The following is a 22977-nucleotide window of genomic DNA, read 5'->3' as shown; positions in this document are numbered from 1 at the left end:
GCTGAGCATCGCCGGCACCGGCGGCCCGGCCACGGCGACGACCACCGGCACCGGCAGCACCGCGACCGGCGAGGCCGTGTTGAACGGCGCCGTCGCCGCGAGCTACAGCTTCACCGAAGCCGGCGCGGCCGGCGCCAACCTGGCCAACTACACCACGACCTATGCCTGCACCAACGCGCTCGCCGGCGGGCAAACCCCGAGCGGCAGCGGCGCCAGTTTCAACGTCACGGCGGTGGCCGGCGACGAGCTGACCTGCACCTTCTCCAATACCCGCGCACCGCTGGCCAACCTGGTCATCAGCAAGACCAACACCCCGGGCTCCGGTCCCGACGATCAGGGCACCGACACGCTGACCCGCGGCGCCGCAACGACTTATTCGATCGTGGTCACCAACAACGGCCCGGACGCCGTCACCGGTGCGATCCTGCGCGATCAGGCGGCCGGCCGCAGCGGGTTGACCTGCAACGGAACGCCGACCTGCACCGGCAGCGCCTGTCCGGGCGGTGTGACGATGGCCGCGCTCGAGGCCGGCGTCCCCCTGGGCACGCTGACGAGCGGAGCGAGCGTGACCGTGACCCTGCCGTGCACGGTCGACTGAGCGCCGTACACGCAGCACGGCGCCTGCACCGGGTCGGCATTGCCAAGTCGACCCGGGTTGAAAACCCGGCCCGAGCACCCATTGGATAGGGCAACCAGGCGCCGACGACCACGATGACGACGGACATCCGAGCCGCACGATGGCCACAGGATCTGCCTGTGGTGCGCAGCTTGTTCCACGAATACGCCGAGAGTCTCGGCATCGACCTCGGTTTCCAGGGGTTCGAGAACGAAGTCGCCGCGTTGCCGGGCAAGTACGCGCCGCCCGGCGGACGCTTGTTGATCGCCTGGCGCGGCGAGGAAGCCCTCGGCTGCATCGGGCTGCGCGCGCTGTCGGCCGGCTCCGGCGAGATGAAGCGCCTGTACGTGCGGCCGCAAGCGCGCGGCGAACGACTCGGGCGCCGGTTGGCCGAGGGCATCTGCGCAGAAGCGCGCGATGCCGGCTATTCGCGCATCTGCCTGGACACCTTGCCGAGCATGGCGCCGGCCCAGAAACTGTACGAGTCGCTCGGCTTCCGGCCGATCGCGCCTTATGTCTACAACCCGGTGGCGGGCGCGCGTTTTCTGGCGCTCGATCTGTAACACGACGAAGTGAAGCGGTCACCTTCGCCCCATCTCGTCGCGATCACGCGTCGGGCAAGCGCAACCGCGCTTCGCCATCGCACGCGCGCGCGCAGCGCGGAACGTGGCCGGATACGCGTCGACATCGCGTAACTCTGGTGAGACCGCCGGCACCGGTGCCGCGGTCGTCTCCAGGGGGAAAGGCCGTGCATCGAGCCAAGCGCTTCGCGTTGTTGTTTGCATTGTTCGCCATCGTCTCGACGAGCATGGGGTGCGCCAACCTCGGCGCGGTCCGCAGCTTCGCCGCGACCTCCAGCCAGCTCACCGGCTATCGCGAAGTCACCGAGCGCTATGTCGGCAGCGCCGATCGGCAACTGGCGAATCTGCCCGCAAGCAAGCTCTACGACCCGGCCCGTAAAGAGCTGCAGGCGCTGAAGCAGAGCAGCGAGCAGCAGAAGGACAGCCTGCTCAAGCTGCACGACACCGCCACCGGGTATATGAGCGCGCTGGCCGAACTCGCCGGCGAGGACGCTTACAACCTCAACGCAGATATCGACAAAGTCTCCGGCGCGATTACCGCCGCGCCCGAGCTCGGCATCGGCGCCGAGGACGTGGCCGCCTACGGCAAGATCGCCAAGCTGGTCAGCAGTTGGGCGCTCGCGGCCAAGCAGGCGCGCGACGTCAAGGCCATGCTGAAGACCTACGGCGACGACATGGACCGTTTGCTCGGCGCCATGCAACGTGCGGCCCGGTCCTACGAAGGCGTCCTGCAACAGGAAAAGGCATCGGCGGACAGCATCCAGATGCTCAGGCTGACCGTGTGGAAACAGCCCAAGAGCGGCGACGGGCTGCTCGACGAGGCGCGCCGCGATGCCATCGTCGCCATGTCCAACAACTCTTATGCCGGCATCGCCGAGCAGCAGGCCAAGGCGCTGCAGGCCGCGGCGGCCGCATCGCAAGGCCTGGCGCAGGTGCGCAGCGGCCACGCCGCCATGCTCAAGGACGCCGACCGTCTGAAGTCCAAGCAATTGCAGGCGCTGCTGAAGCAGGCCGTCGCCGACATGAAAACCGTGCGCGCCCAGCTGGACGCACTCTGACCGACAGGGGAAGGACATGGCCAAGCAGATACTCGAAACCGCCGAAAGCGTCCAAGCCGCGGCCGACCAGTTCGTCGCCTGCGCCGACGACGTCGGCAAACGCGCCAAGGCCGGGTTCGATGCCGGCGACATCGGCATCGAAGAATTCATCGCCCAGGTTCCCGAAGAGCTGCGCCTGCGCGGCCAGGCCATGGTGCTGTACAGCAAGGCCATCGACTACGTGCTGACCGATGCGCAATTGCCCCAGGCCGAGCTCGACCAGGCCATCGCCGAGGCGCGCGCCAAGATCGCGTCGATCAAGCAGGTCCGCAAGGCGATCGAAATCTTCGCCGGCGTGGTCGTGCTGGCCGCGGCGATCGTCGCGCGCGACGCCAACGGCACGGTCAAGGCGACCAAGGCCCTGGCCAAGCTCGCGAAAAGCGACGAACACAAGCCGGCCGCGAAGGCCGTCGCCAAGAAGGCGAAGAAAGACCCGAAGACGGTGGCCTGACACGCGCGCGCCGCTCGTCGGTGGCTCGCCGCTCACGTCGACCACCCGGCCGGCTCAGGCCATGCGCGCCAGAAGCATCGCCGACGCATTGGTCGCGAGCGCCGCCAGGTATAGCCCGACCCCGAACACGGCGTGGTTGATCAGACTGTGCAGACGCGCGAGGCCAGGACGCGGCGTGCGGCGTGCGGCGAGGCCGGCGCCCATGCCCGGCTGCATCAGCAGGAACGGTGCGGCGACGCTGCCGATGCCGACGATCAAGGCCGGGGCGAGGCTCGGCTGGCGCGCCCAGTCGAGTCCCCATGCGGCGAGCAGCACCGCCGCGAAGGCGATGCCGATCAGATAGTGGGCGGTCCAGCCGATCGCGCGTTCGCCGCGTACGCGCGGCGTCGCGCCGATCGGGTCGTGGCGGAAGCGTCCGCGTGGCAGGCAGGCGATCCAACGGCCGACCAGGCCGTAATCGGGCGCCGCCATGCGCAACCACCGGCTCCGGACGAGACCCCAGACGTCCATCAGCGCGGTCGCACCGATTCCGATGGCAGCGGCACGCACCAGCGCTTCGACGAGCTCAGGCACGGTCTGCGCCGTTCGATGACAGCGAAGACGACGAGGCGCGCGCACCGATCATCCAGCAAGCGGCGGTGTAGCGGACCTCGGCGCCGTGTACGAAGGGATCGAACGCGGCGCGTACCGTTTCGACGATTTCAGCGCGGGTGCGCTCGTCGGCTTCTTGCAGGAACAGGCCGAGCGGCCCCAGCCGACTCAGATAGCGGGCCAGCTCGCTCGCGGGGAAACTGCAGGTCACATCGATGGGCTGCAGGCCGATGTCGGTCCAGCCGCTGTCGTCCAGGATGCGATGAACGCGCTGCGCATCGGCGAAGGCGAACTGGCCGGGGCCATCGGGCTTGCGCGCGGGCAGTGTCGGCAGCAGCGGGGAGGCGGCGCGTTCGGCCGTGGTCATGAACGGATTGTCGGCGGCGCCGCGCCAGGCGATGAGGCGCAACTCGGCGCTGTCTTTCGCGGCGTGTCGAAGATTGGCGAAGGCGGCGACCGGGTCGGCGAAGAACATCACGCCGAAGCGCGAAACGATCGCGTCGAAGCGGGCCGGCGCGAAGGCATGGGTTTGCGCATCGGCGCACAGGAACTCGGCGGATATGCCGTCGGCATCGGCCCGCGTCCGCGCCAGCGCGATCATCGGTTCGGAAATATCGATGCCCACGCAGCGTCCGCCGGCGCCGAGCCGACGCGCCAGTGCGAGGGTGACCGCGCCGGTGCCGCAGCCGATGTCGAGCACCTCGCGCGCCGAGCCGGCGACCGCTTCGACCAGTCGTTCCTGGATGGATTGGAACATGCCGTCGAGCAAGGCCTGGGTGTCGACCCAGGCCCGACCGGCCAGGCCGTTCCAAAGTTGCGCCTGCTCGTTGCCGGCGTCGTATGCGGTGTTCATGTCCGTGTCCCGATTGCCATTCAGCGGCGGAAGCGGCACTGTGCCAATTCAAGTCGACTTGAGGTCAAGAGGGTGAAGGAACTGGACATCGCCGAGGTGGCACAGCGCTCCGGAGTGCCCGCCTCGACCCTGCGCTATTACGAAGAAAAAGGCCTGATCGCCTCGATCGGACGGCACGGCCTGCGCCGCATGTTCGCCGCCGGCGTGCTCGAACGGCTGGCGCTGATCGCGCTGGGGCGAGCCGCCGGTTACCGCCTCGACGAGATCGCATCGATGTTCGCGCCGGATGGCCCCCCGCGCATCGATCGCGAGCAACTGCGCGCCAAGGCCGACGAGCTCGACCGGACCATCCGCCAGCTCAGCGCCATGCGCGACGGCCTGCGCCACGCCGCGGCCTGCAAGGCGCCGAGCCACATGGAATGCCCGACCTTCCGTCGCATCGTCCAGGCCGCCGCCACCGGCGCCCTTGGTACGCGCATGCGCAAGCCTCCGCAGCGATCGCGCGACTGATCGAACGCGCGATCAGAACGCCCAGTCCGAGGAAGGCATCTCACCGTAATCGGATGCCGCGGTTTCCCTTGCTCATGCCGACGCCCGCAGCGGCCGTGACGACGGCGCGGTGCGCGCGCCGCGTTTGATGGCCTGCGCACGCTTGGCGATCAAACGGATCACCACCGCCGTGAACAGCAGCGCCGACGGCACCGCGTACCAGAAATTGACCGGCACCCGCTTGAAGTACGAGTAAGCGAAGATCGTGGCGATGATCCACATGCCGATGACGTGCAGCCGGTGCCAGGCGGTCGGTCCCAGGCGCCGCGCCAGGGGCCGGTACGAGGTGATCGCGAGCAAGGCGATGAAGGCGTAGCCGAGGCTGCCGGGCACGTTGGTCAGTGCCGAACGGCTCGGCCAGAACTCCGGGTTGAGCTGTCCGAAAGCGTAGATCGCGAAGGCATGCAGCAAATGCGAGAACGCGAACGACAGCCCGACGACGCGCCGCTCCTTCAACAGCGCGCGAGTGAAGTCGCCGGGCAACAGGGTCGCGAACGAAGACGCGGTGAACGCCGCCAGGAACAGCACGAACGAGGTGCGCGCGGTCGCCCGGATGGCGCGGCGGCTGCCTTCGACCGCGTCGGGGCCCATCAGGAAAGCGGCCGCCGCGATCAGGCACAGGACGATGGCCAGCAGCAGGAACAGCCGCCAACCGGTGAGGCGTTGCAGGACGGAAGTGGCGATCATGTGAGTGCTCCAGGGCTCGGGTTCGGGTGGGGGCGGGACTCTCCGGCGGCGGCGCCGGTCGTTTGAAGTTGGGCGTCGACGATGCCGAGGGCTTGTAACTGCGCAAGCACATCGAGGCCATGCTCGGTGAGGCCATCGGCCGGTTCGCCCGCTTCCTCGGCCAACGCCCGCAAGTGATCGCGGCTGCTCAGCGGCTGCGCCGACACGGCGAGCAACAAGTGATAGCCGAAGGCGGTTAAGCGCAGGGTCCGCAGTTCGTGATCGGCGCCGCGCTGGACGATGAGCAAGGTCGGCGCCTCGGGTGGGTCTTCGAGATCGCTCAGCCCGGCTTCGGCCGCATCGACCGGCCAGCGATAGCCGCAGATGCGCACCAGCGGCGACAGCATCGGCACGCTGTCGCCGGTCATCGCTACGGAGCCTGTCGGCGGCGCGGCCGTTGCGGCCGTTGCGGCCAGCAACAGCGCCTGCTGGGTCCACTCGAAATGCGCGAGTTCCGCGGCCCAGGCCGGCAGGTCGCAGGCATCCGCCCGACTCAGGTAGTCGACGAGTTCGCCGCCGACTTGGGGGAACAGCGGCGTCTCGCAGCGATGCCGAGCATAGAAGCGGGCCACCAAGGCTTGCCAGCCCGGCGCCTGCAGCGCCCGGCGCAGCCGCGGGAAGCTGCCGGCCAACAGGTTCTCGACCGCGCCCACGCACAACGACCGGTACAGCGCCATGCGTTGCGGCGCTACGTCCTGCGGCGGCGGATGCGACGGGTCGCGCAGATGCCGCGCCCACGCCAGTTGCACGCTTCTCAGCGATTCAGTCATGGACGGGCTCCGACGGATGCGTCGAGCGGACGGCCTCGGCCTGCAGCGCGCGGATCTGCGTGAGCTCGCCGAGCAGTTCGTCCCAGGCCGGGAAATTGAAGTCGCGTTCGAGCAGGGTCGGTCTTACCCCGAAGCGCCGATGCGCCTGCTCGAGCAGGGCCCAGACCATCGCCTTCACCGGTGCGCCGTGGGTGTCGACCTTGAAACCGTCGTCCTGGTCCAGGTGCCCGGCGATGTGGTACGAGGCCACGCGCTCGCGCGGAGTACGCGCGATGAAATCCAGCGCGTCGTAGCCGTGATTGCAGGCGTTGACGAAGACGTTGTTGATGTCGAGCAGCAGATCGCAGTCGGCCTGCGCCAATACCGCGTTGATGAAGTCGATTTCGCTCATGGCCGGCTGCGGCGCCGCGTAGTAGGAGATGTTCTCCACCGCGATGCGCCGGCCCAGCGTGTCCTGGGCCTGGGCGATGCGGGCCGACACATGCCGCACCGCCTCGTCGGTGAACGGCAACGGCAACAGGTCGTAGAGGTGACCGCCGACGGCGCAATAGCTCAGGTGCTCGCTGTAAAGACCGACGTGGTGGCGATCCAGAAAGCGGCGCGTATCGGCGAGCAGTTTGCCGTCGAGCGGATCGGTGCCGCCGAGCGACAGCGACAGGCCGTGGCAGGCGATCGGAAAGCGTGCCGACAGGTCGGCCAGGGCCTCGCCGAAATGGCCGCCGACGCCGATCCAGTTGTCGGGCGCGCACTCGAGGAAATCGACCTGGCCCGGCGCCAGCCCGAGCAACTCGTCGATCAGGCTGCGCCGCAGGCCGAGGCCGGCCGAGGCCGAAGGCAATGTCTGGTTCATGGCGGTGCTCCGCGTGGATGAGCGCCGCCACCGCAGGGCGATGGCGGCGCGGGGTTTCAGTCGGCGGGTTTCAGTCGGCGATCTGCGAGAACAGTCCCTTCGGCATCGGCTTGCCGTTGGCCTGGTAGGTGCGCTTGAGGAAGTCGTGCGCCTCGGCCTCGCTGATGTAGCCGTCGTGGCCGCGGTCGATGCGATCGAAGTCGGCCGCGCGACCGGCCGCGACGGCGAGGAACTCGGCGCGCGACACCTTGCCGTCGTGGTTGCTGTCGGTCTTGGCGAACGAAGCATCGCCGCACTTGCCTTCGCCGCAGGCACCTTCGGCCGTGGCCTTCTTTGCGGACGTGCCGGTTTTGCCGGCACCGCATTTGCCTTCGCCGCACTTGCCTTCGGCGGCGGCGACGCCGGCGAAGCCGGCCAGGGCCTGCGGTTGCGCGGCCATCGCTTGAGCGCCGAACAAGGCGCCGCCGGCCAGGACGATGCTCAATGCGCCGACGAGGGAGTTGCGGGAGTGGGAGGTGGACATGGGTGGTACTCCGATTGGATGCACGCCAGGCGTGCGGGATGGCTGCCGCGGCTGCGGCAGGGAAGCAGGGAAGGGATTGCCGAGCCGGAACGGATCAGGCGGCGGACAGCGCCGGGGCCGGCCGTCGCGACTTCGCCAGGTGCAAGGCGATCGAGGCCAGCCCGATCAGCGCGCCGATCGTCGCGGGCAAGGGCAGCAGCGCGATCAACGGCAGGCACAGGGCGAAGGCGACCACGCCCCAGCCGAGCGAGCCGCCGCGCGCGAGGTCGGGTGCCGCGTGCCGGAACAGCCGGTCCAGGCTCAGCGTGCCGCCGCCGCCGAGCATCAGCGGCAACAGCATCGCCAGATAGATCAGGGGCAGCTTGAAGTTGCCGTAGCCCTGGTCGCTGATCGCATAGCCGCGCCACAGCTCGGCCAGGCCGCTCCAGTGCTCGGGCCAGTGCACCGCGGCGATGGCCACCACGGTCAGCACCCACAAGACGTACGCGACCGCGCGGGTGCCCAGGCCGAGCAACAGGGCGAGGCTGCAGCCCAGTTCGAGCCAGGTTGCCATGGTCCAGTTGAGATCGGGGCTCAGGCGCGAGAACGGAAACGGAAAGCGCTGTGCGATGTCGGCGAACCAGTTCTGGCCGTGCAATTTTTCGATGCCGGCCTCATAGAACTCCCAGGCCAGCAGGATGCGCAGGCCGAGCGGCGACAGCGATGCTCCGACGCGGTCGAGGCGCGGGCCGAGGCGGGTGATGAAGGACGGCAACATGCGAGGCTCCTGGCTGGACGAGTGACGAAAGACCGGGAGCCATTACGCGATCGCGACGTATCCGCAGGGTGTCGGGCGAAGCGCGGATTTGTGTACCAATGTGGCCGCGCGCGGCCGCGGATACATTGCGATACGAATCGGCGGCAGTGCGGCGCTCGGCGACCGCCACGAAGGCCCTGCCTGCGCCCGGCACCGGGGGTTGTCCACCGGCGCGGCGGCATCGGTTTGTAAGCGAACGTATCCGGCGCCGCCGGCGAAGCCTTGCGATACAAGAAGCGATGCACGCGGAAACACAGGCGATACAGCCGCGGCGCGCAATGGCCACTCCCCAGCCCAGGAGTGTCCCCATGATCCGCACGCTGTTGTTCGCTTCCCTGTTGGCCGCGACCGCCGGCTCGTCCGCGGCCGCCGAGCACGTCCGCCCGATCGATCCGCACGCGCCCACCGTCGTACTGGTCCACGGCGCCTTCGCCGACGGCTCCAGCTGGAGCCAGGTCATTCCCCGTCTGGCGTCCTGGGGCGTGCCCGTGGTGGCGGTGCAGAACCCCCTGACCTCATTGGAAGACGACGTCGCCGCCACCCGTCGCGCCATCCGCGCCGCGCCCGGCAAGGTGGTATTGGTCGGCCACTCCTGGGGCGGCACCGTCATCACCGAGGCCGGCAACGACCCCAAGGTGTCGGCCTTGGTCTATCTCGCCGCGTTCGCGCCCGATGCCGGCGAGAACTCCGCCCAACAAGGGCAGGGTTATCCGGTCGCTCCGGGCTTGAGCCGTCTGCTCGAGCGCGAGGGTTTCCTGTCCTTGCCCGAAGCGGCGGTGCGCGAGGATTTCGCCCAGGACCTCAAGCCCGCCGCCGCGCGCCTGATCTACCGCACCCAGGGTCCGCTGAAGGCGAGCGCTTTGGCCGAGCCGGTGACTCGAGCCGCATGGCGCGGCAAGCCGAGCTGGTACGTGCTGTCGCGACACGACCGCATGTTGTCGCCGCAGTTGCAGGCCGCGACCGCCCGCCGTATCGGTGCGCAAGTGCATTCGCTGTCGGCCAGCCATGTGTCGCTGTTGTCGCAACCGGACGCAGTGACCAACGCCATTCTCGAGGCCGCCGGCATCCAGGCCGCTGCCGCCACCGCCGATAGCGGAGGCTGAGGTGATCGCCCTCGCCCTGGCCGCGCTTGCCGGCATGGCCACCCTTCTCTCGCCCTGCGTGCTGCCGGTGCTGCCGATCGTGCTGGCGCGCGGTGCCGGCGGCGATCGCCGCGAGCCGCTGTTGATCGGCGCCGGCTTCATCGGCGCGTTCGCTGCCGGCGGCATCGCGCTCGGTCTGCTGGCGTCGTCGTCGGGGCGCTTCGAAGCCGCCGTGCGCCTCGCCGCGATAGCGGTGTTGCTGCTCGCGGGGCTGTCCTGCGTGTGGCCGGGCGTGTTCGAACGGGTGCAACAACGCTGGCTGGCCGGATCGCGGCTGCTGGCCTGGCAGCCGCGCGCCGCCGGGCCGGGCGGTGCGCTCCTGGTCGGGGTCTCGCTCGGCATCGCCTGGACGCCCTGCGCCGGTCCGGTCCTGGCCTCGGTGTTGGCGCTCGCCGCTGGGGCGCAGGACCCGGCGCGGGCCAGTGCGCTGCTGGGCATGTACGCGCTCGGCGCGGCGGTGCCGTTGTTGGCCTTCGTTTACGGCGGCCGTTGGGTCGCCGCGCGCATGGCCTCGCTGCAACGGCATAGCGCTTGGCTGCGCCGCGCATTCGGCGTGGTGGCGGTGGCCATGGCCCTGCTGCAACTCGCGCAACTGGATACCGCGCTCATCGCCTGGCTGCTGCCATGGCTTCCTTCGATCTCCACCGGACTATGACCATGTCGAAAACCATCACCGCACTGCTCACGGCCGCCGTCGTCATCGTCGCCGCCCTCGCCATCGCGCCCGCGCTGGCCTGGCCGGAGGCAGGCGCGCACGGCAAGGGCGCCATCGCCTCGACCGTCGCGCCCGACCTCGCCGGCGGCGGCCCCTGGATCAACAGCGAACCGTTGTCGTTGCCGAAGCTGCGCGGCCAGGTGGTGCTGGTCGAGTTCTGGACCTATTCGTGCATCAACTGCATCCGCGTGCTGCCGCATGTTTCGCGATGGCACGAGCGCTACGCCGCGCAGGGCCTGGTGGTGATCGGCGTGCACACGCCCGAATACGGCTACGAGCGGGTCGGCGCCAATGTCCGCGCAGCGGTAAAGCGCCTGGGCATCGGTTATCCGGTCGTGCAGGACAACGGTTTCCGTATCTGGAACGCCTACGGCAACCGGTATTGGCCGGCGCTGTACCTGATCGACCGCCAGGGCAGGATCGTCTACCGCCATTTCGGCGAAGGCGACTACGCTGTCACCGAAGCGGCGATCCGCGAACAGCTGGCACGCCCGTCCGCCGCGCCGGCGCCGCGCGTTACCATCGCTGGCGCAGTGCGATAAGCCCTCCGGAACCACGCCATGACCCATGTAGACCACATCCTGATCGTCGACGACGACCGCGAGATCCGCCAGATGGTCGCCGACTATCTGCAGAAGAACGGCCTGCGTACGACCACCGCCGCCGACGGCCGCGAAATGCGCGCGGCGCTGGAGACCAGCGACGTCGACCTGATCGTGCTCGACGTGATGATGCCCGGCGAAGACGGCCTGTCGTTGTGCCGCGGCCTGCGCGCCGGCCATCACCGCGCCGTACCGGTGGTGATGCTGACCGCGCGCGACGACGAGACCGACCGCATCGTCGGTCTGGAGATGGGCGCCGACGACTACGTCGTCAAGCCGTTTTCCTCGCGGGAACTGCTGGCCCGCATCAGCGCGGTCATCCGCCGCACCCGCATGCTGCCGCCGAACCTGCAGGTCAGCGAGGCGGGGCGCCTGATCGGCTTCGGCCGGTGGCGCCTGGACACGACCGCGCGCCATCTGCTCGATGCCGCGGGCACGGCCTATCCGCTCAGCGGCGCCGAATTCCGCCTGCTGCGCGTGTTCCTCGACCATTCCCAGCGCGTGCTCAGCCGCGACCAGTTGCTGAACCTGACCCAGGGCCGCGACGCCAATCTGTTCGATCGTTCCATCGACCTGCTGGTCAGCCGCCTGCGCCAGCGCCTGCAGGACGATCCGCGCGAACAGGCCTACATCAAGACCGTGCGCAGCGAAGGCTACGTGTTCTGCCAGGCCGTCACCCTGCTGGACGAAACGCCATGAACGCGGCGCCGCGCTGGCGCTGGTTCCCCCGTACCATCGCCGCGCGCCTCACCCTGATCCTGTTCGCCGGCCTGCTGCTGGCGCACGCGCTGTCGTTCGCGTTGCTGTTCTACGAACGCTACGTTTCGGCGCGCTCGATGATGCTGGGGAACATGGAGCAGGACGTCGCCATCAGCGTGGCCTTGCTCGACCGGATGTCGCCGGCCGAGCGCCGTCAGTGGGCGCCGCGCCTGGAGCGCCGCACCTATCGCTACCTGCTGCAACCGGCGCAGGCCGGCGCACCGCTGTCCAGCGAACGCGCGCGCCAGGTCGCCGCGTTGATAGACCGCAGCCTGCAGCACCGCTATCGGCTCGTGGCCACGGCGGTCTCGCAATCGCCGGAGCGTTTCCAGGTGCAGTTGAAGTTGGCCGATGGACAGCCGCTGACCCTGGAAGTGACGCCGTCGGTGATGCCGATCGCGCGCTGGCTGCCGTGGGTGCTGGTGGCGCAACTCGCCTTGCTGCTGCTGTGCGCGTGGCTGGCCGTGCGCTTGGCGACCCGCCCGTTGGTGCGGCTGGCCGATGCCGCCGAGCGGCTCGACCCCGCCCATCCCTCGGCGCCGCTGAGCGAGTCGGGGCCGGTGGAAGTGGCCAAGGCCGCGATCGCCTTCAACGCCTTGCAGGCGCGTATCGGCCACTATCTGGCCGAGCGCCTGCAGATACTCGCGGCGATCTCGCACGACCTGCAGACCCCGATCACGCGCATGAAGCTGCGCGTCGAAAGCATGGACGCCAGCCCCGAACGCGCGCGCCTCGGCGAGGATCTGTCGCAGCTGGAGCAACTGGTGCGCGAGGGCATCGCCTACGCACGCAGCACCCACGGCGCTACCACTGCGCCGGTCCAGCTCAATTTGCAGGCTTTGCTCGACAGCGTCGTCTGCGACTACCAGGACGCGGGTAAGCCGGTGCGCCTGAGCGGCCATAGCGATCTGTCGCTGACCACGCGCCCGCAAGCGCTGCGCCGCGTGCTCGAGAACCTGATCGATAACGCGATCAAGTACGGCGGCAGCGCCGACGTCGGCGTTCGCGCCATCGCGCCGGACCGGTTCGCCATCGACGTGGACGATGCCGGCCCCGGCATTCCCGAGGAGCACATGCAGGCCGTGCTGCAGCCCTTCCATCGCCTGGAGAGCTCGCGCAATCGCGACACCGGCGGCACCGGATTGGGATTGGCGATCGCCGAGCAGCTGGCGGCTCACCTGGGCGGCCAGCTGCAGCTCACCAATCGCCGCGAAGGCGGGTTGCGTGCGAGCCTGGTGTTGCCCCTCGTCGCTTGAGGCAAGGCGCGGCGCCTGCCCTTCGCTGGAGCTGAACCAGTCAGCTTGAATGCCGGTCGCGACGCAGCGGCTGCGGTCAGCCGCTGCTGGGGCCGCTGGCGTCGCCGAACCAGCACAGCGCATCCAGCTCCGCCGGCGACAGATAGCGCACGATGATCTCCGGTGCGTCGGGCGGATGAATGAGGCGCACGGCGGTCGTCGTCTGCTGCTCCTGATAGTGCGTCTTGGCGGCATGGCAGGCGCCGGCGATCGCATCGGCGCGCGACGAGTACGCCACCGGCGGCGCATCGGACGCTTCCGCGCGCACGCACCAGGCGCCAGGCTGTTCTTCGATGACGTCGTAAAACTGCACTGTCCTGGCGACTCGACCGTCGCGCCCCCTCTTGTTGCTCCTGGCGTGGAGAATAGCTTGCCGGGGCGCGGAAGACGCAAGTTGCTGCGCCAAATGTCACAGCTGTGAAACCTCCGCCCAGCGCAGGGGGGCCGAGCGCGATCCGGTCGAGGATCGCAGGCGCCGATCGTGTCGCTGAGCCGGAAGCGACATCGAGCCTTGGTCGCGCCGGCCGGAACAGGGCAGTCTCCTTTCGGCCCGCCCTGGCGCCGGGCTGGGATGGGCGAGGACCGCGCACCGGCGACCGCGATCGCCACAACGGCCGAGCGTACTTGCCTCGACTCGGGACGGTGTGGAAGATCACATCGAGGGATCGTGCTGTAAGAATGCTAGCGTCGAGGCATGGAAAACCGCTGCGCATTTCGACACACAGGTTTCAAGCGCGAGTCACGAATACCGAAACCCGGAGTGCGATGAACGACACCGTTTCGGCCGGAAGAGCGATCTCGAAGTCGTCCGGATTTTTCCCGTAGGGTCGAAGGTGTTCGCGCGGTCGCCCCGCTTCAATCGCAGCGAACCTTCGCGAAGGTGGGCGAGCGTCGGGGCCACGTCATTGCCGCGGTCGATGATCGTGCGAGACGAGCGCATCGCATCGCTCAATTCGAGGGGCGCAAAGTCTTGGGCTGCGCACTGGCGGACAGCGGGCAAGCATCGGTCAGGCTCGCCGAAGTTTGTTCGGCCGTTGCTCGGGGGCGGTCCGGTGTCGCCGCGATTCGCTACGCAGCGCCTTGCGCCCTGACCAGATAGCCGATCATCGAGACGATCAGCCAGATGGAGGCGAAGGTAATGGGCGCGGCCAACAGTGCTCTCCACCTCCATCCGGTGCCGCTGACCTTCGATGCCTTCTGCAGTCCCGCCACGACGTAGACGGATCGATTGCCGATGTAGATCGAGAGCAGTACCGCGAGCGCATAGGACGCATAGGTGAGCAGGCTGCTGCCGAATTTCGCTCCGACATAGCCTACGGCGGCGACGAGCGTAGTCCACTCGACCACGCGGAAAACCTCTTCCGATAGCCTTCTGAGTTTGTACTCGAAGCCGACTTCCTTCTGCAGCCCTGCCCAATCCCTGGTTTCGTGGTTCATGGAGGTTCCTGCTTCGGTCGTGGACTGATGAGCACAACGCGGACGGCGCCCCATGCCGGCCATGGTCCGGCTTCAAGGCGACAATCCGCGTTCGGTGGGTATGTCGTGCGGTGATTGGAACAGGCATTACTGGGACGATGGGCGAATGCGTTGCCCCTTGGTAGGCTCGCCTCGCGTCACCGGCGCGCCATCGGCGAGGTAGTGGGTAAACTGCGCGGGCAGCGCGGTCGAGCCGTTGAACTTCGGGCCGTCCTGCAACTGATAATGCAGATGCGCTTCCGAGGAATGGCCGCTGTTGCCGCATTCGCCCAGACGGTCGCCGGCATCCACGCGGTCGCCCCGTTTCACACGCAGCGAGCCCTTGCGAAGGTGGGCGAGCATCGAAAACTCGCCGTTGCCGTGATCGATGATCACACGGTTGCCGGTCAGGTCCCTGGCATTCAACTTGCCGGGCGGATTATCGGCGACGTAGTCCACCACTTCGACGACTTCGCCTGCGGCCGGCGCCAGGATCGGCTTGCCGAAGCAATAGTAATCTTCATTGCGAAGTCCATCGCCGGCATGAGTGGCGCTGCCGCGAACGATGGCCAGGTCGGCGGCGAAACGCTGGCCGACGAATTCGGCATGGTAGTTCTGCTCGAGCGTGCGGCCGCCCCAGAACACCATGAACTCTTCCTCGAACGGCAATTGCAGCGCGGTCTTGGTCCGATAATCGAGGTGCTTGCTCGGAGCGGCCTGTTTCGGCGTTTTCGGCTCCTGGACGACGGAAAAATCGGCGACCTCGCCATCCTTCGCGAACGACCAGATCACCAGGTAGATATCGGGAGACTTCTCGAACCGGACCCGGCGCCTGTACACGCTCGCGAGGGGGTCTTCGCTAACGGACTCTTCGAGGACGGTCTGCTCGACGCCCAGATGAGTGTCGATCTGATCGCGAAAGCTCGCGAGACCGTCGCGGGTCTTGAGTGCGCCTTGCATTCTGGCGCCGAAGCTATCCCATACGGTATCGATTCGTTTCGCATAGAACGCGGCAGTCAGATCGGCGCCGGCTTTGCGCGCATCCAGTGCATGCGCAGTCGTTGCATGAAGCAGTGCGGACAGCAGGATGAGCAAGAGATAGCGCTTCATATCGCAGCTCCTGTATCGCATCAGTTTCTCTGATGCTCTAGATCGCGATTTAGCGCGATCGCGGAACTGCGACAGCGCCGCCTGTCTCAAATTCGACACGCATGCCAGCCAGAAGAATCGGTCGAACGTTCGTCGTGGAACTCGACGCGAGTAGGCGATCGATGCGCAAACAGGAAAACGCAGAACGCGGCAGGCGGCGGCCGCGCTTCCAGCGATTCCCTCTATCGCTTCGATGCCGTGCGGATGCGCCGCAGCAGCGTCGTCATACCGGCCGAAAGCGGCGGTTTGTTATCGGCATGTTAGTCTTCGTGAGCAAAGTGAACGCCGGACGTCCGCGCAGGACGCGAACCCAAGGAACGGACTGATGAGACAGACAGGCAAGTGGATGGTGGTCGGCGTGCTTCTGGCTTTCGCCACTGCCGATGCGCGGGCTCAGGGAGCCACCGACATCGGCGCCACCATCGACATATCCTCGTACCGGTTGAACCCGCCCGTGTATCCGCGCGAAGCCATCGAGGCCTGCGTCGCCGGCACGGCGGTCTTGCTGATCGATATCGACAAGGACGGTCAGCGCAGCCAGGCCGTGGTCGAACGTTCCAGCGGCTACGCCTATTTCGACCGGGCCGCCATCGAGGCGAGCAAGCGCTGGAAATACAACCCGGCGACGGAAAACGACCAGCGCGTACCCGGCAAGGTGCGCATACCGGTCGACTTCGCCGAGTACGAAGGGTGCTGGACGGCCGACCCCGACGTGGAAGCCCGTCTCGCGGCCGCTTCATTGAAGGAGCATCCGCCGAAATGGCCGGTGATCGTCGCAGAGCAACATCTGAGCGGCCTGGTCGTGCTGCTGATCCAGGTCGACAAGGACGGCACCAGGAAGAACGTGAAAGTCGGCGTATCCAGTGGCGACCACGACATCGACCAGGCGGCCATGCTCGCAGCGCTCGATTGGGAGTTCCAGCCGGCGACGCTGAAGGGCAAGCCGGTGCGGTCCTTGCTGCAGCTGCCATTGCCGTACGGCCAGCAAGAAGCCCGCTAAAGCCTCTCTGAGCGCTCCATCCGTCCTGAACTGAACGTATGAATCCACGTGTCGGCGGTCATGGGGCGCTTCGAGTTATTTTCTATCCAAGCCCGTGAGGTCTTAGCGTAGTGAGAAATCTTCGATATGCCCGATTCCTTTCGGAAAGAAACCGCCAAATTCAACGGTGCTGAACAGGATGGAAGAAAATCAGATTTATCCAGCAGGCTTTGATTTCGTGTGGATCGGGCGTGATGAAAAGGGTCGCCTGGCGGCTTTCGTCACTGCCGGGGGCGGTCAGATTCCGAAGAGCCTGCTCGGCAAGAGCGGCGAGATGCTATGCGATATCGAGAGAGCGATTCTCGACCTTCCGAAGGTCTCTGGCGTGAAGCTTCACGTCGAAATTCCCAGGCCAGATGACTTCATCGCGATGGCAGAGCGCGGGTTCTTTGTATTTGATTGGCGCGATGTACACCGAGCGACAAAAGAGGAAAGCGGCTGCTACGAACTCGTCGCGACTCCCTTGCGGCCGACGACCTTCGCAGAGGCTGCGGCGGGGAAAATAATCCAAAATGTGCCGCTATCTGATTTTGACCTTAGTGCCGTAACGAAGATTCGCTTACGAAATGTGGATGGATTCATCGGTCCTTATCCCGAGTGATCCGCTCGGAACCTGCCGATCGACCGTCCCTTCAAGACGGCGTCTGGCCGCTGCCGATCGCTGCAGCTTGAGGGGGTGAGTTGTTATTTAACAGTCTGTGGATTGAACTCATGAAGCCTGTATGTTGCGGCGCGCTGGTCGGTGTACTGGTGTTCTTCGCGAACGGAGCGTATGCGCAAGACGTCCCAAGCATCGATGCGCGCGTGGATCGGATGTCGAAGTTCCGCCATCCCCCGGTCTATCCCAAGCAGGCGATCCACGCCTGCGCCTCGGGCACGGCGGTCATCATCATCGATGTCGATGCCAATGGTCGTTTCATCGATGCCGTCGTCGAGAAGTCCAGTCGCAATGCCCATCTCGACCGGGCCGCGCTGGAAGCCTCGCGCCGGTGGAACTACAGTCCCGCGAGCGACGAGCAGGGCCGGAAAGTGGCGGACAAGATACGGATTCCGGTGGATTTCGAAGCGCACGAAAGTTGCTGGAGCAAGCAGGTACCCGACACCCCGGCGCGTCCCGAGCTGTCCTCAGTAGAGCGCTCACCGCCGCGATGGCCTGCCATCGTCGACGAGAACGGGCTGAGCGGCGAGGTCGTGTTGCTCGTGCTGCTCGAAGAAGACGGCTGGAAGCATGCGGTCAGGGTCGAAACAACCAGTGGCGACCCGGATATCGATTACGCAGCCGTGAACGCCGCGGAGAATTGGAAATATGAGCCGGCGCTGCTCGACGGCAAGCCCGTGCGCACGATTCTGCGTTTGCCGATGCGTTACGGCAAAGGCGAGCCCGCTCGCTGACGCAGCGTCTTGGGGGCAGTGAGTTCGGTGTGAGCAGGGGCTCGATCTGGATCGCACCAGCGGTAAACGAATCGACATTCGGAGATCGGCCTGTCTCCACCGCGGTCAATGCGCTGACTTATAAAGTTCGCGAGCGGGTGCTGCCAAATCGTGGAGCTTCAGTTGGCGTAGGGCGGAATCAAGCCCGCCCTACGCAACCTCCAGGTTAGCGCGATGCGTATGCATCCCAAAGCGGCCCTTCCATCCTGCCGCTAAAGATGAGAGTAGCGCCGTCAGAAACCGGCTCGTACCCGCACGCAAAAGAGCGAACTCCGTACTTGAGCGCCAACCGTTCCGCTCCATGTCTCAGTGATGTCGCCGTCTGCCCCGATGCAGAAGTCGTGTCCTTCCACTCGAAGATGATCAGAGCATCGGTAACCCCTTCCGCACAGATCAACTGGACTAAGGGCTGGGAAATTGAAGCCTCGCCAATCAAAAGTCTATTTGCTCTTAAGCTCAACATCCCAGGAGAGGGCGGCTGTGCTGAACTGAAGACGGAAATATAATCACCCAGGTGAGCACCGGCCTCCATCTCAAATTCGCTTGCCGAAAGATCAAAAGGCGGCTCTGTGGAAAAGAGCTCCATTACAAACGGTTCTAGCGCGCCCATCGGAACCGCTTCGAACACTAGCTCTATCAATTGGCCCATTGTGGCCCTGCCTTCTCCTGAGTACCTCAAAAAATCCTCCGATAGTGCCATCCATCGAACGAATTAGTTACGCCCGCCGCCTCCGCTCGGCGCCACCCAAAGAACAGCGCTACGGTCCAAGCCAAGAGAGTCAATGACTTCATCAATAACCTCTTCCCGTTTACTCGCGGAATCAAGGCGTAAAGTGAATTGTCCAGCCTGCTGATGAAGAAAGGAAATTAGCTCAATGACGGATCCAGACTTTAGTTGGGCACCGATGGATCTCCATGGCCCGAGACCTACCCCATCGCCTTCCAACAACTTGCCGCCGAAATAGGTGGTTAGAAGCGACTCATCCAGTTGCAGGATCGCCAGTTCTATGTAGTCACCACTTGGCCAACGTGTGCTCGGAGGAAGCGGGGTCATTGCTAGACTGCTCATATAATCGGAGAGATGCCAGTACGGTGTCGCCACACGACGAGGTCGCCTCAGTGGGGCCGCGCCTTCGTTTACCTGCACTCTTTCACCAATAAGCTAAAAGTAGTTTCTCGATCGGAACTGAACAAGTCGACGTAGGTCGTCAAGCAGAACCACGCTGCACAAATACTTTGCTCCCTTGCGTGCAAGCATTAGCTGCATCACGACCAGCAACCAATACCAACAATCAATAGCCAAAAAAGAACAACGCGATGCGGGTCTTGAGCTTCATGCGCTGCCAGGGAGTGAGCTTGTCCTATTAGGCCGACGGGGAAGCTGCAAAAGGTCCGACGCCATCAATGCTGAAGATCCACGGCTCAAGAGCCGACACAGAGAAGACTTCCAGTACGTGTCCCGTGGCGAATACCAGCGCCGGATCGAAGCCAGCAGTGGAGCTCTGGCTGCGGCATTCAACGATCATGTTTCCGACAAGAACCGATTGAAGTGAAGGAACGTCGACCTCGTCAGATCCCATCAGGAACTTCCCTGTCTCGAGTACTCGCCACGCGGTCAGCAGCCTCAGATGCCATCCATGGCCGTGAATCAGGAGACAAGGATCCGTGTAGGTCACATTCCTAGCCACGAGCGGGAGCTGCCCGGCTAGCATTTTCATATCATTCGAGTTCATGCTTAATCTCGTTGCTCCACATGTGTTCTTTGCCAGACGTAATTCCGGCGTTCTGCGGTTGTAGCTCCCCATGGAAGGTGCGGCACTGCACCTTCAGGTGTAACTGGTCCGCCATTCGCGTGGTCAAATGACCTTCTTCGTGGAGCTTGACCCGACGGGTCCATGGCTCGCGCGGTGACGCCGTTCGGAAGCTCGTACGCACTGTTCTGCACTTGCCCATGCGTTACGGCAAGGATGAGACTGCACCTTCTCGGTGAACCATGACTATCCAGGCTTGTGCAGTTAAGCAATAACCCGCAATTAGCTATGCACCATCAATAACGGCTTTGTCGCGGCCAATCCTGCTTGTTCCGTAGCGGATTGAACGCACAAGCCGCCAGGTAGTGGCTTGTGCGTAAGTAGATAGATAACTTCGTCTAATCTGTATAGCCGATGCTCTTCTCGACAGCAGCTATTAGCGATTCCAGCGATTGGTCGCGAGCACTAACCCCTAATCGTTGTAGGAACTGAGCGAGCTCTTGCTGCAAATCTTCAGCCCCGTACTCGATTGGGTCGGATCTATTAAGGAGAACAGAGTGGACCGGCTTAATCAGTCTGGTTTCAGAATTATCTGAACTCGAAATTAGCCTGAGACGCATTCCTTCGGAGTCATAAGCAACATATCCGGAGATGTCAGGAGATTCGACATGCTGCTCGAGATTATGTGCCGTCCGAAAGAGTAGAACATCTCCATTGTCGATAAGAACTATCGGATTTTTCATTAGAAGCGTCCGTAAAATGACCGGTTCGTAGACTTGGCTTCCAAAGGTCGATGTCTGCCAATACCTTGCCCTGGGCAGTGTACTTCCATCTAGAGCTAGCCCGCGGCGGTGATAGTGCGGCCATTTTCCAATAGGGTGTCCCGTTCGATTTCCGAATGGTGCGATACGGAGGTTCTTGCCGACGGAGAACTCGTAGCCTAGGCGAATGAAATTTATCCCGCGCCAAATAGAGGAAATTGTGGATGCTCCGCCGGAACGTCCCAATGAAAGTGCTCCGAATCCAGCGTCTCCAGATGTGATGCCCACTCCTCCCAGTTCATTACCGTCGCTTGGATTTCCCATGGGATCAACGTTCGCAAACCAGTCTTCGATATAGCTAGCTTGAGGCGCTACTCTTTCTGCTGCACTAGGGCCGCTGCTTGACGATTGCTTATTGCGCCCCGTATCTAGTGAGCTGCGTGCGGATGTTTGCAATTCTGCGACACCGCCGCTATCGCATACGCTTTTAATACGAGTTCCGGTGCAGCCCAAACGGCCGTCGGGATCCAAGAATTTGTACGGATTGTTGTTGGCATACCAGTAGCGATTGAAGCTCGCCCCGGTGCCGCTATTCGCCGTTACGGGATCGACCGACAAGAATCGTCCGATATCGGGATCGTAATAGCGCTGCTGCATGTAGTTCATATCGGTCGCCGCGTCGAACACATGCCCCGTGTAACCAGGACCATCATCAGGCGCCGTTGGCACTAACACCTTGCCGTACGGCTCGTACTCGTTGCATTGCAGCACGTTGCGCCTGGTATCCGCAAATTGCAGGCGACTTCCTAGCACATCCATGTGCAGGCACCCCGCATAGTGGCGCTGCCGCCATAAGCGGTGGCTTCCAGATTGTCAGGCTGCCACCAAGGTAGACATGGTCCTTGGCGCCTTCCGAAAGTTCTGCTGATAGAGCAGTTGCCCCAACTACTGCATCCGTCGCTTCTAGCGCCACTATGGGGCTGCGCGCTTTGCAAAAGAGTCCATGGCTTTCTCAAAATCTGGTTCAACAACAGTGTTCGTCAGGTACTTATCTCCTTCAAAATCTAAAATGATCTTTGCGTCAGGAGCCCCTACTCGGTACACATAAGATCCAATCTTCTCAAACACGCCATCGAAATCTATTGCGTGAAGACATTTGTCTGAACCCGCGGTGTTAAATTTTGTTGTCGCTTCGACAAACAGGGTGTATGTAGAGCCAATCTCTAACGGAACATTCGAGCACATCGAACTGTAATTTGCGTCCATCCCCCTTTTTGATTTCAACTCTTTGATCGAAGCCTCATCGAGCGAAACCATGTATAGGCGGTTGCACACACCTCCAAGCTGATCGCAAGAAGCCGTTACTTTCGTCACTTTTCCAACGACCACAGCATTTGCGCTCTCAAATAGCGCCTCTACAGACCTACTTGATGGGGAGGTTGCGCAGCCGACGCTAGGCAAGGCAGATGCAACGGCTGTTAAAAGCACCAAGACTCGTTTCATGGTCAGTTCCCTTCGTCAATTTTAGCCCACCCGGCATTCATAGTCTCTCGCGCAGCTACCTCAACGTCTCTCTCAAACTGACAACTCCATGCCACACAACCTGCCGCCTGCCGGAGAACCCTTTGGTTGTTGAACTCTGTGTCGAAATGGAAAATCTCGTGCATGAAGCGAAATGCCCTGTGGTAGTCCCCACGACCATCAAAGTACCTCGCAGCACTAAGAACAATAGATCCACGATCTGTCTTTGAATCAAACAGGGCGAAAGCCACAGACGTTGGCGCCACACTGCCTCCTTGGTAAGTCACAGCGTCCCAATTGCTGCTATCGATTGCGATGCCTGCAAGCTTGTTGAACGCCCTTACCGCTCGCGAGTCGCCAGAAGCCTTTGCCGTTCTACCAACGGCATTTGCATCTTTAACTGCGGCATTTATCTGGCCTTGCGTGGCTTGACTTGGCCCAACAGAACTGACTATAGATGAAGTGATCGTTTGCGGCTTTATAGCCGTATTTTCCATGGTTGTGAACTCACCGGTGCTTTTGCAAGTTCCATCATCATTGGCGATGCGCGACCCTGTGCAACGACCGTCTGGGTCGTAGAACCGATAAGGATTTCCTGTCGGCCCAGAGTTTCCGCCGTGCGCCGAGATAGGATCCACGCTCAAGAATCGCCCAATCTGCGGATCGTAATAGCGCTGAACACTCTGACCCGATGCGGGTTCCGCCTGTTACTGCGATCAACCCTAGACGCGATCTAGCCCGCCGTCGCATTTCGCCCTTGAAGCACCTCCTTCCGACTCGTAAAAACGCCTTGACGCGACTTTCGGCTATTTCAATGGCACAGCTCAAGACGCGGTTTCGCAAGTCATTGGCCGCGTTGAGGTCTTTCGGGGACGGCGAGAAGAGCGGTACTGATCAGGTACTACACGCCACACCTAACGCATTGATCTTGCTGCTGGTCGGCTAGTACCGCTC

27 protein-coding genes are annotated in these 22977 nt (G+C 64.0%); 13 read left to right on the top strand and 14 right to left on the bottom strand.

Translation table 11 applies throughout. The features are described 5' to 3' along the window. From EX88_RS0101640 to EX88_RS0101625, 4 genes are all read left to right on the top strand, one after another. Window positions 1-598 (top strand): DUF11 domain-containing protein (locus EX88_RS0101640; RefSeq protein WP_031370275.1); only part of this gene is annotated, 598 nt, incomplete at its 5' end. A gap of 158 nt (window positions 599-756) precedes the next feature. Then, window positions 757-1179, top strand: coding sequence for a GNAT family N-acetyltransferase (locus tag EX88_RS0101635; RefSeq protein WP_235186177.1), 423 nt, complete (start codon window positions 757-759; stop codon window positions 1177-1179). A gap of 185 nt (window positions 1180-1364) precedes the next feature. After that, window positions 1365-2255, top strand: a complete 891-nt coding sequence (locus EX88_RS0101630) for a hypothetical protein (protein WP_152566053.1) — start codon at window positions 1365-1367, stop codon at window positions 2253-2255. A gap of 16 nt (window positions 2256-2271) precedes the next feature. Next, entirely contained in the window at window positions 2272-2745 is a 474-nt protein-coding gene (locus EX88_RS0101625; RefSeq protein ID WP_031370272.1) for a hypothetical protein, read from the top strand. 54 nt (window positions 2746-2799) lie between these two features. Here EX88_RS0101625 and EX88_RS0101620 read toward each other — a convergent pair whose 3' ends face one another. Both EX88_RS0101620 and EX88_RS0101615 read right to left on the bottom strand, forming a co-directional pair. Further along, window positions 2800-3318 carry a DUF2938 domain-containing protein gene (locus tag EX88_RS0101620; protein WP_031370271.1) on the bottom strand — a complete coding sequence of 173 codons (519 nt, stop codon included), beginning with the start codon at window positions 3316-3318 and terminating at the stop codon, window positions 2800-2802. Then, window positions 3311-4189 carry a class I SAM-dependent methyltransferase gene (locus EX88_RS0101615; protein ID WP_031370270.1) on the bottom strand — a complete coding sequence of 293 codons (879 nt, stop codon included), beginning with the start codon at window positions 4187-4189 and terminating at the stop codon, window positions 3311-3313. The genes EX88_RS0101620 and EX88_RS0101615 overlap by 8 nt, the downstream gene beginning before the upstream one ends. Window positions 4190-4261: 72 nt before the next feature. On the opposite strand from EX88_RS0101615, the gene EX88_RS0101610 reads away from it, so the two are divergent. Next, entirely contained in the window at window positions 4262-4699 is a 438-nt protein-coding gene (locus EX88_RS0101610; RefSeq protein WP_031370269.1) for a MerR family transcriptional regulator, read from the top strand. Window positions 4700-4771: 72 nt separating this feature from the next. Here EX88_RS0101610 and EX88_RS0101605 read toward each other — a convergent pair whose 3' ends face one another. From EX88_RS0101605 to EX88_RS0101585, 5 genes are all read right to left on the bottom strand, one after another. Continuing rightward, window positions 4772-5425 carry a ferric reductase-like transmembrane domain-containing protein gene (locus EX88_RS0101605; protein ID WP_031370268.1) on the bottom strand — a complete coding sequence of 218 codons (654 nt, stop codon included), beginning with the start codon at window positions 5423-5425 and terminating at the stop codon, window positions 4772-4774. Next, on the bottom strand, window positions 5422-6234 hold the full coding sequence (locus EX88_RS0101600; protein ID WP_081930542.1) for an HvfC family RiPP maturation protein: 813 nt from the start codon (window positions 6232-6234) through the stop codon (window positions 5422-5424). The genes EX88_RS0101605 and EX88_RS0101600 overlap by 4 nt, the downstream gene beginning before the upstream one ends. After that, window positions 6227-7084 carry an HvfB family MNIO-type RiPP peptide maturase gene (locus EX88_RS0101595; protein ID WP_036147818.1) on the bottom strand — a complete coding sequence of 286 codons (858 nt, stop codon included), beginning with the start codon at window positions 7082-7084 and terminating at the stop codon, window positions 6227-6229. The genes EX88_RS0101600 and EX88_RS0101595 overlap by 8 nt, the downstream gene beginning before the upstream one ends. Before the next feature lie 70 nt (window positions 7085-7154). Continuing rightward, entirely contained in the window at window positions 7155-7607 is a 453-nt protein-coding gene (locus EX88_RS0101590; RefSeq protein WP_031370265.1) for an HvfA family oxazolone/thioamide-modified RiPP metallophore, read from the bottom strand. 94 nt (window positions 7608-7701) lie between these two features. After that, on the bottom strand, window positions 7702-8364 hold the full coding sequence (locus EX88_RS0101585; RefSeq protein WP_031370264.1) for an HvfX family Cu-binding RiPP maturation protein: 663 nt from the start codon (window positions 8362-8364) through the stop codon (window positions 7702-7704). A gap of 347 nt (window positions 8365-8711) precedes the next feature. Here EX88_RS0101585 and EX88_RS0101580 point away from each other — a divergent pair, with 347 nt between their 5' ends. From EX88_RS0101580 to EX88_RS0101560, 5 genes are read left to right on the top strand one after another with little or no spacing between them, the layout of a single operon-like run. Next, the gene (locus EX88_RS0101580; RefSeq protein ID WP_031370263.1) at window positions 8712-9506 is read left to right on the top strand and encodes an alpha/beta fold hydrolase; all 795 of its coding nucleotides are present in this window, start codon (window positions 8712-8714) and stop codon (window positions 9504-9506) included. 1 nt (window position 9507) lies between these two features. Continuing rightward, window positions 9508-10200 carry a cytochrome c biogenesis CcdA family protein gene (locus EX88_RS0101575; RefSeq protein WP_031370262.1) on the top strand — a complete coding sequence of 231 codons (693 nt, stop codon included), beginning with the start codon at window positions 9508-9510 and terminating at the stop codon, window positions 10198-10200. Window positions 10201-10202: 2 nt separating this feature from the next. Then, a complete protein-coding gene (locus EX88_RS0101570; RefSeq protein WP_051884309.1) occupies window positions 10203-10802 on the top strand; it encodes a thioredoxin family protein in 600 nt (199 codons plus the stop codon). A gap of 18 nt (window positions 10803-10820) precedes the next feature. After that, the gene (locus EX88_RS0101565) at window positions 10821-11561 is read left to right on the top strand and encodes a response regulator (protein WP_031370260.1); all 741 of its coding nucleotides are present in this window, start codon (window positions 10821-10823) and stop codon (window positions 11559-11561) included. Beyond that, window positions 11558-12877 (top strand): sensor histidine kinase, encoded by a 1320-nt coding sequence (locus EX88_RS0101560; protein ID WP_031370259.1) that lies wholly within the window; start codon window positions 11558-11560, stop codon window positions 12875-12877. The genes EX88_RS0101565 and EX88_RS0101560 overlap by 4 nt, the downstream gene beginning before the upstream one ends. 76 nt (window positions 12878-12953) lie before the next feature. On the opposite strand, the gene EX88_RS0101555 is transcribed toward EX88_RS0101560, so the two are convergent. The 3 genes from EX88_RS0101555 to EX88_RS0101545 form a co-directional block, all read right to left on the bottom strand. Then, complete coding sequence (locus tag EX88_RS0101555; protein ID WP_031370258.1) at window positions 12954-13229, bottom strand: hypothetical protein; 276 nt, start codon at window positions 13227-13229, stop codon at window positions 12954-12956. A 755-nt stretch (window positions 13230-13984) separates the two neighbouring features. Then, window positions 13985-14353 carry a hypothetical protein gene (locus tag EX88_RS0101550; protein ID WP_031370257.1) on the bottom strand — a complete coding sequence of 123 codons (369 nt, stop codon included), beginning with the start codon at window positions 14351-14353 and terminating at the stop codon, window positions 13985-13987. Window positions 14354-14479: 126 nt separating this feature from the next. Further along, window positions 14480-15481 carry a M23 family metallopeptidase gene (locus EX88_RS0101545; RefSeq protein ID WP_031370256.1) on the bottom strand — a complete coding sequence of 334 codons (1002 nt, stop codon included), beginning with the start codon at window positions 15479-15481 and terminating at the stop codon, window positions 14480-14482. Window positions 15482-15866: 385 nt separating this feature from the next. On the opposite strand from EX88_RS0101545, the gene EX88_RS24220 reads away from it, so the two are divergent. From EX88_RS24220 to EX88_RS24215, 3 genes are all read left to right on the top strand, one after another. Next, complete coding sequence (locus EX88_RS24220; RefSeq protein WP_051884307.1) at window positions 15867-16520, top strand: energy transducer TonB; 654 nt, start codon at window positions 15867-15869, stop codon at window positions 16518-16520. 178 nt (window positions 16521-16698) lie between these two features. After that, complete coding sequence (locus EX88_RS0101535) at window positions 16699-17160, top strand: hypothetical protein (RefSeq protein ID WP_152566052.1); 462 nt, start codon at window positions 16699-16701, stop codon at window positions 17158-17160. Window positions 17161-17270: 110 nt separating this feature from the next. Next, a complete protein-coding gene (locus tag EX88_RS24215; protein ID WP_081930540.1) occupies window positions 17271-17951 on the top strand; it encodes a TonB family protein in 681 nt (226 codons plus the stop codon). Between the two features lie 205 nt (window positions 17952-18156). Here the strand turns inward: EX88_RS24215 and EX88_RS0101525 are convergent, their stop codons facing one another. The 4 genes from EX88_RS0101525 to EX88_RS25640 form a co-directional block, all read right to left on the bottom strand. After that, on the bottom strand, window positions 18157-18639 hold the full coding sequence (locus EX88_RS0101525) for a hypothetical protein (protein ID WP_152566051.1): 483 nt from the start codon (window positions 18637-18639) through the stop codon (window positions 18157-18159). Between the two features lie 715 nt (window positions 18640-19354). Beyond that, window positions 19355-19723: a hypothetical protein gene (locus EX88_RS0101520; protein WP_152566049.1), complete on the bottom strand. Its 369-nt coding sequence runs from the start codon at window positions 19721-19723 to the stop codon at window positions 19355-19357. Between the two features lie 416 nt (window positions 19724-20139). Further along, a complete protein-coding gene (locus EX88_RS26735; RefSeq protein WP_081930539.1) occupies window positions 20140-21321 on the bottom strand; it encodes an RHS repeat-associated core domain-containing protein in 1182 nt (393 codons plus the stop codon). Window positions 21322-21474: 153 nt separating this feature from the next. After that, window positions 21475-22005: a hypothetical protein gene (locus EX88_RS25640; protein ID WP_152566048.1), complete on the bottom strand. Its 531-nt coding sequence runs from the start codon at window positions 22003-22005 to the stop codon at window positions 21475-21477. Window positions 22006-22977 lie beyond the last annotated feature (972 nt).

This window comes from Lysobacter antibioticus (genome assembly GCF_000731095.1).
In the GTDB taxonomy this organism is placed as follows: domain Bacteria; phylum Pseudomonadota; class Gammaproteobacteria; order Xanthomonadales; family Xanthomonadaceae; genus Lysobacter; species Lysobacter antibioticus_B.
The sequence above is the reverse complement of the archived record's forward strand: the minus strand, read 5'-3'. Positions and strand labels throughout refer to the sequence as shown.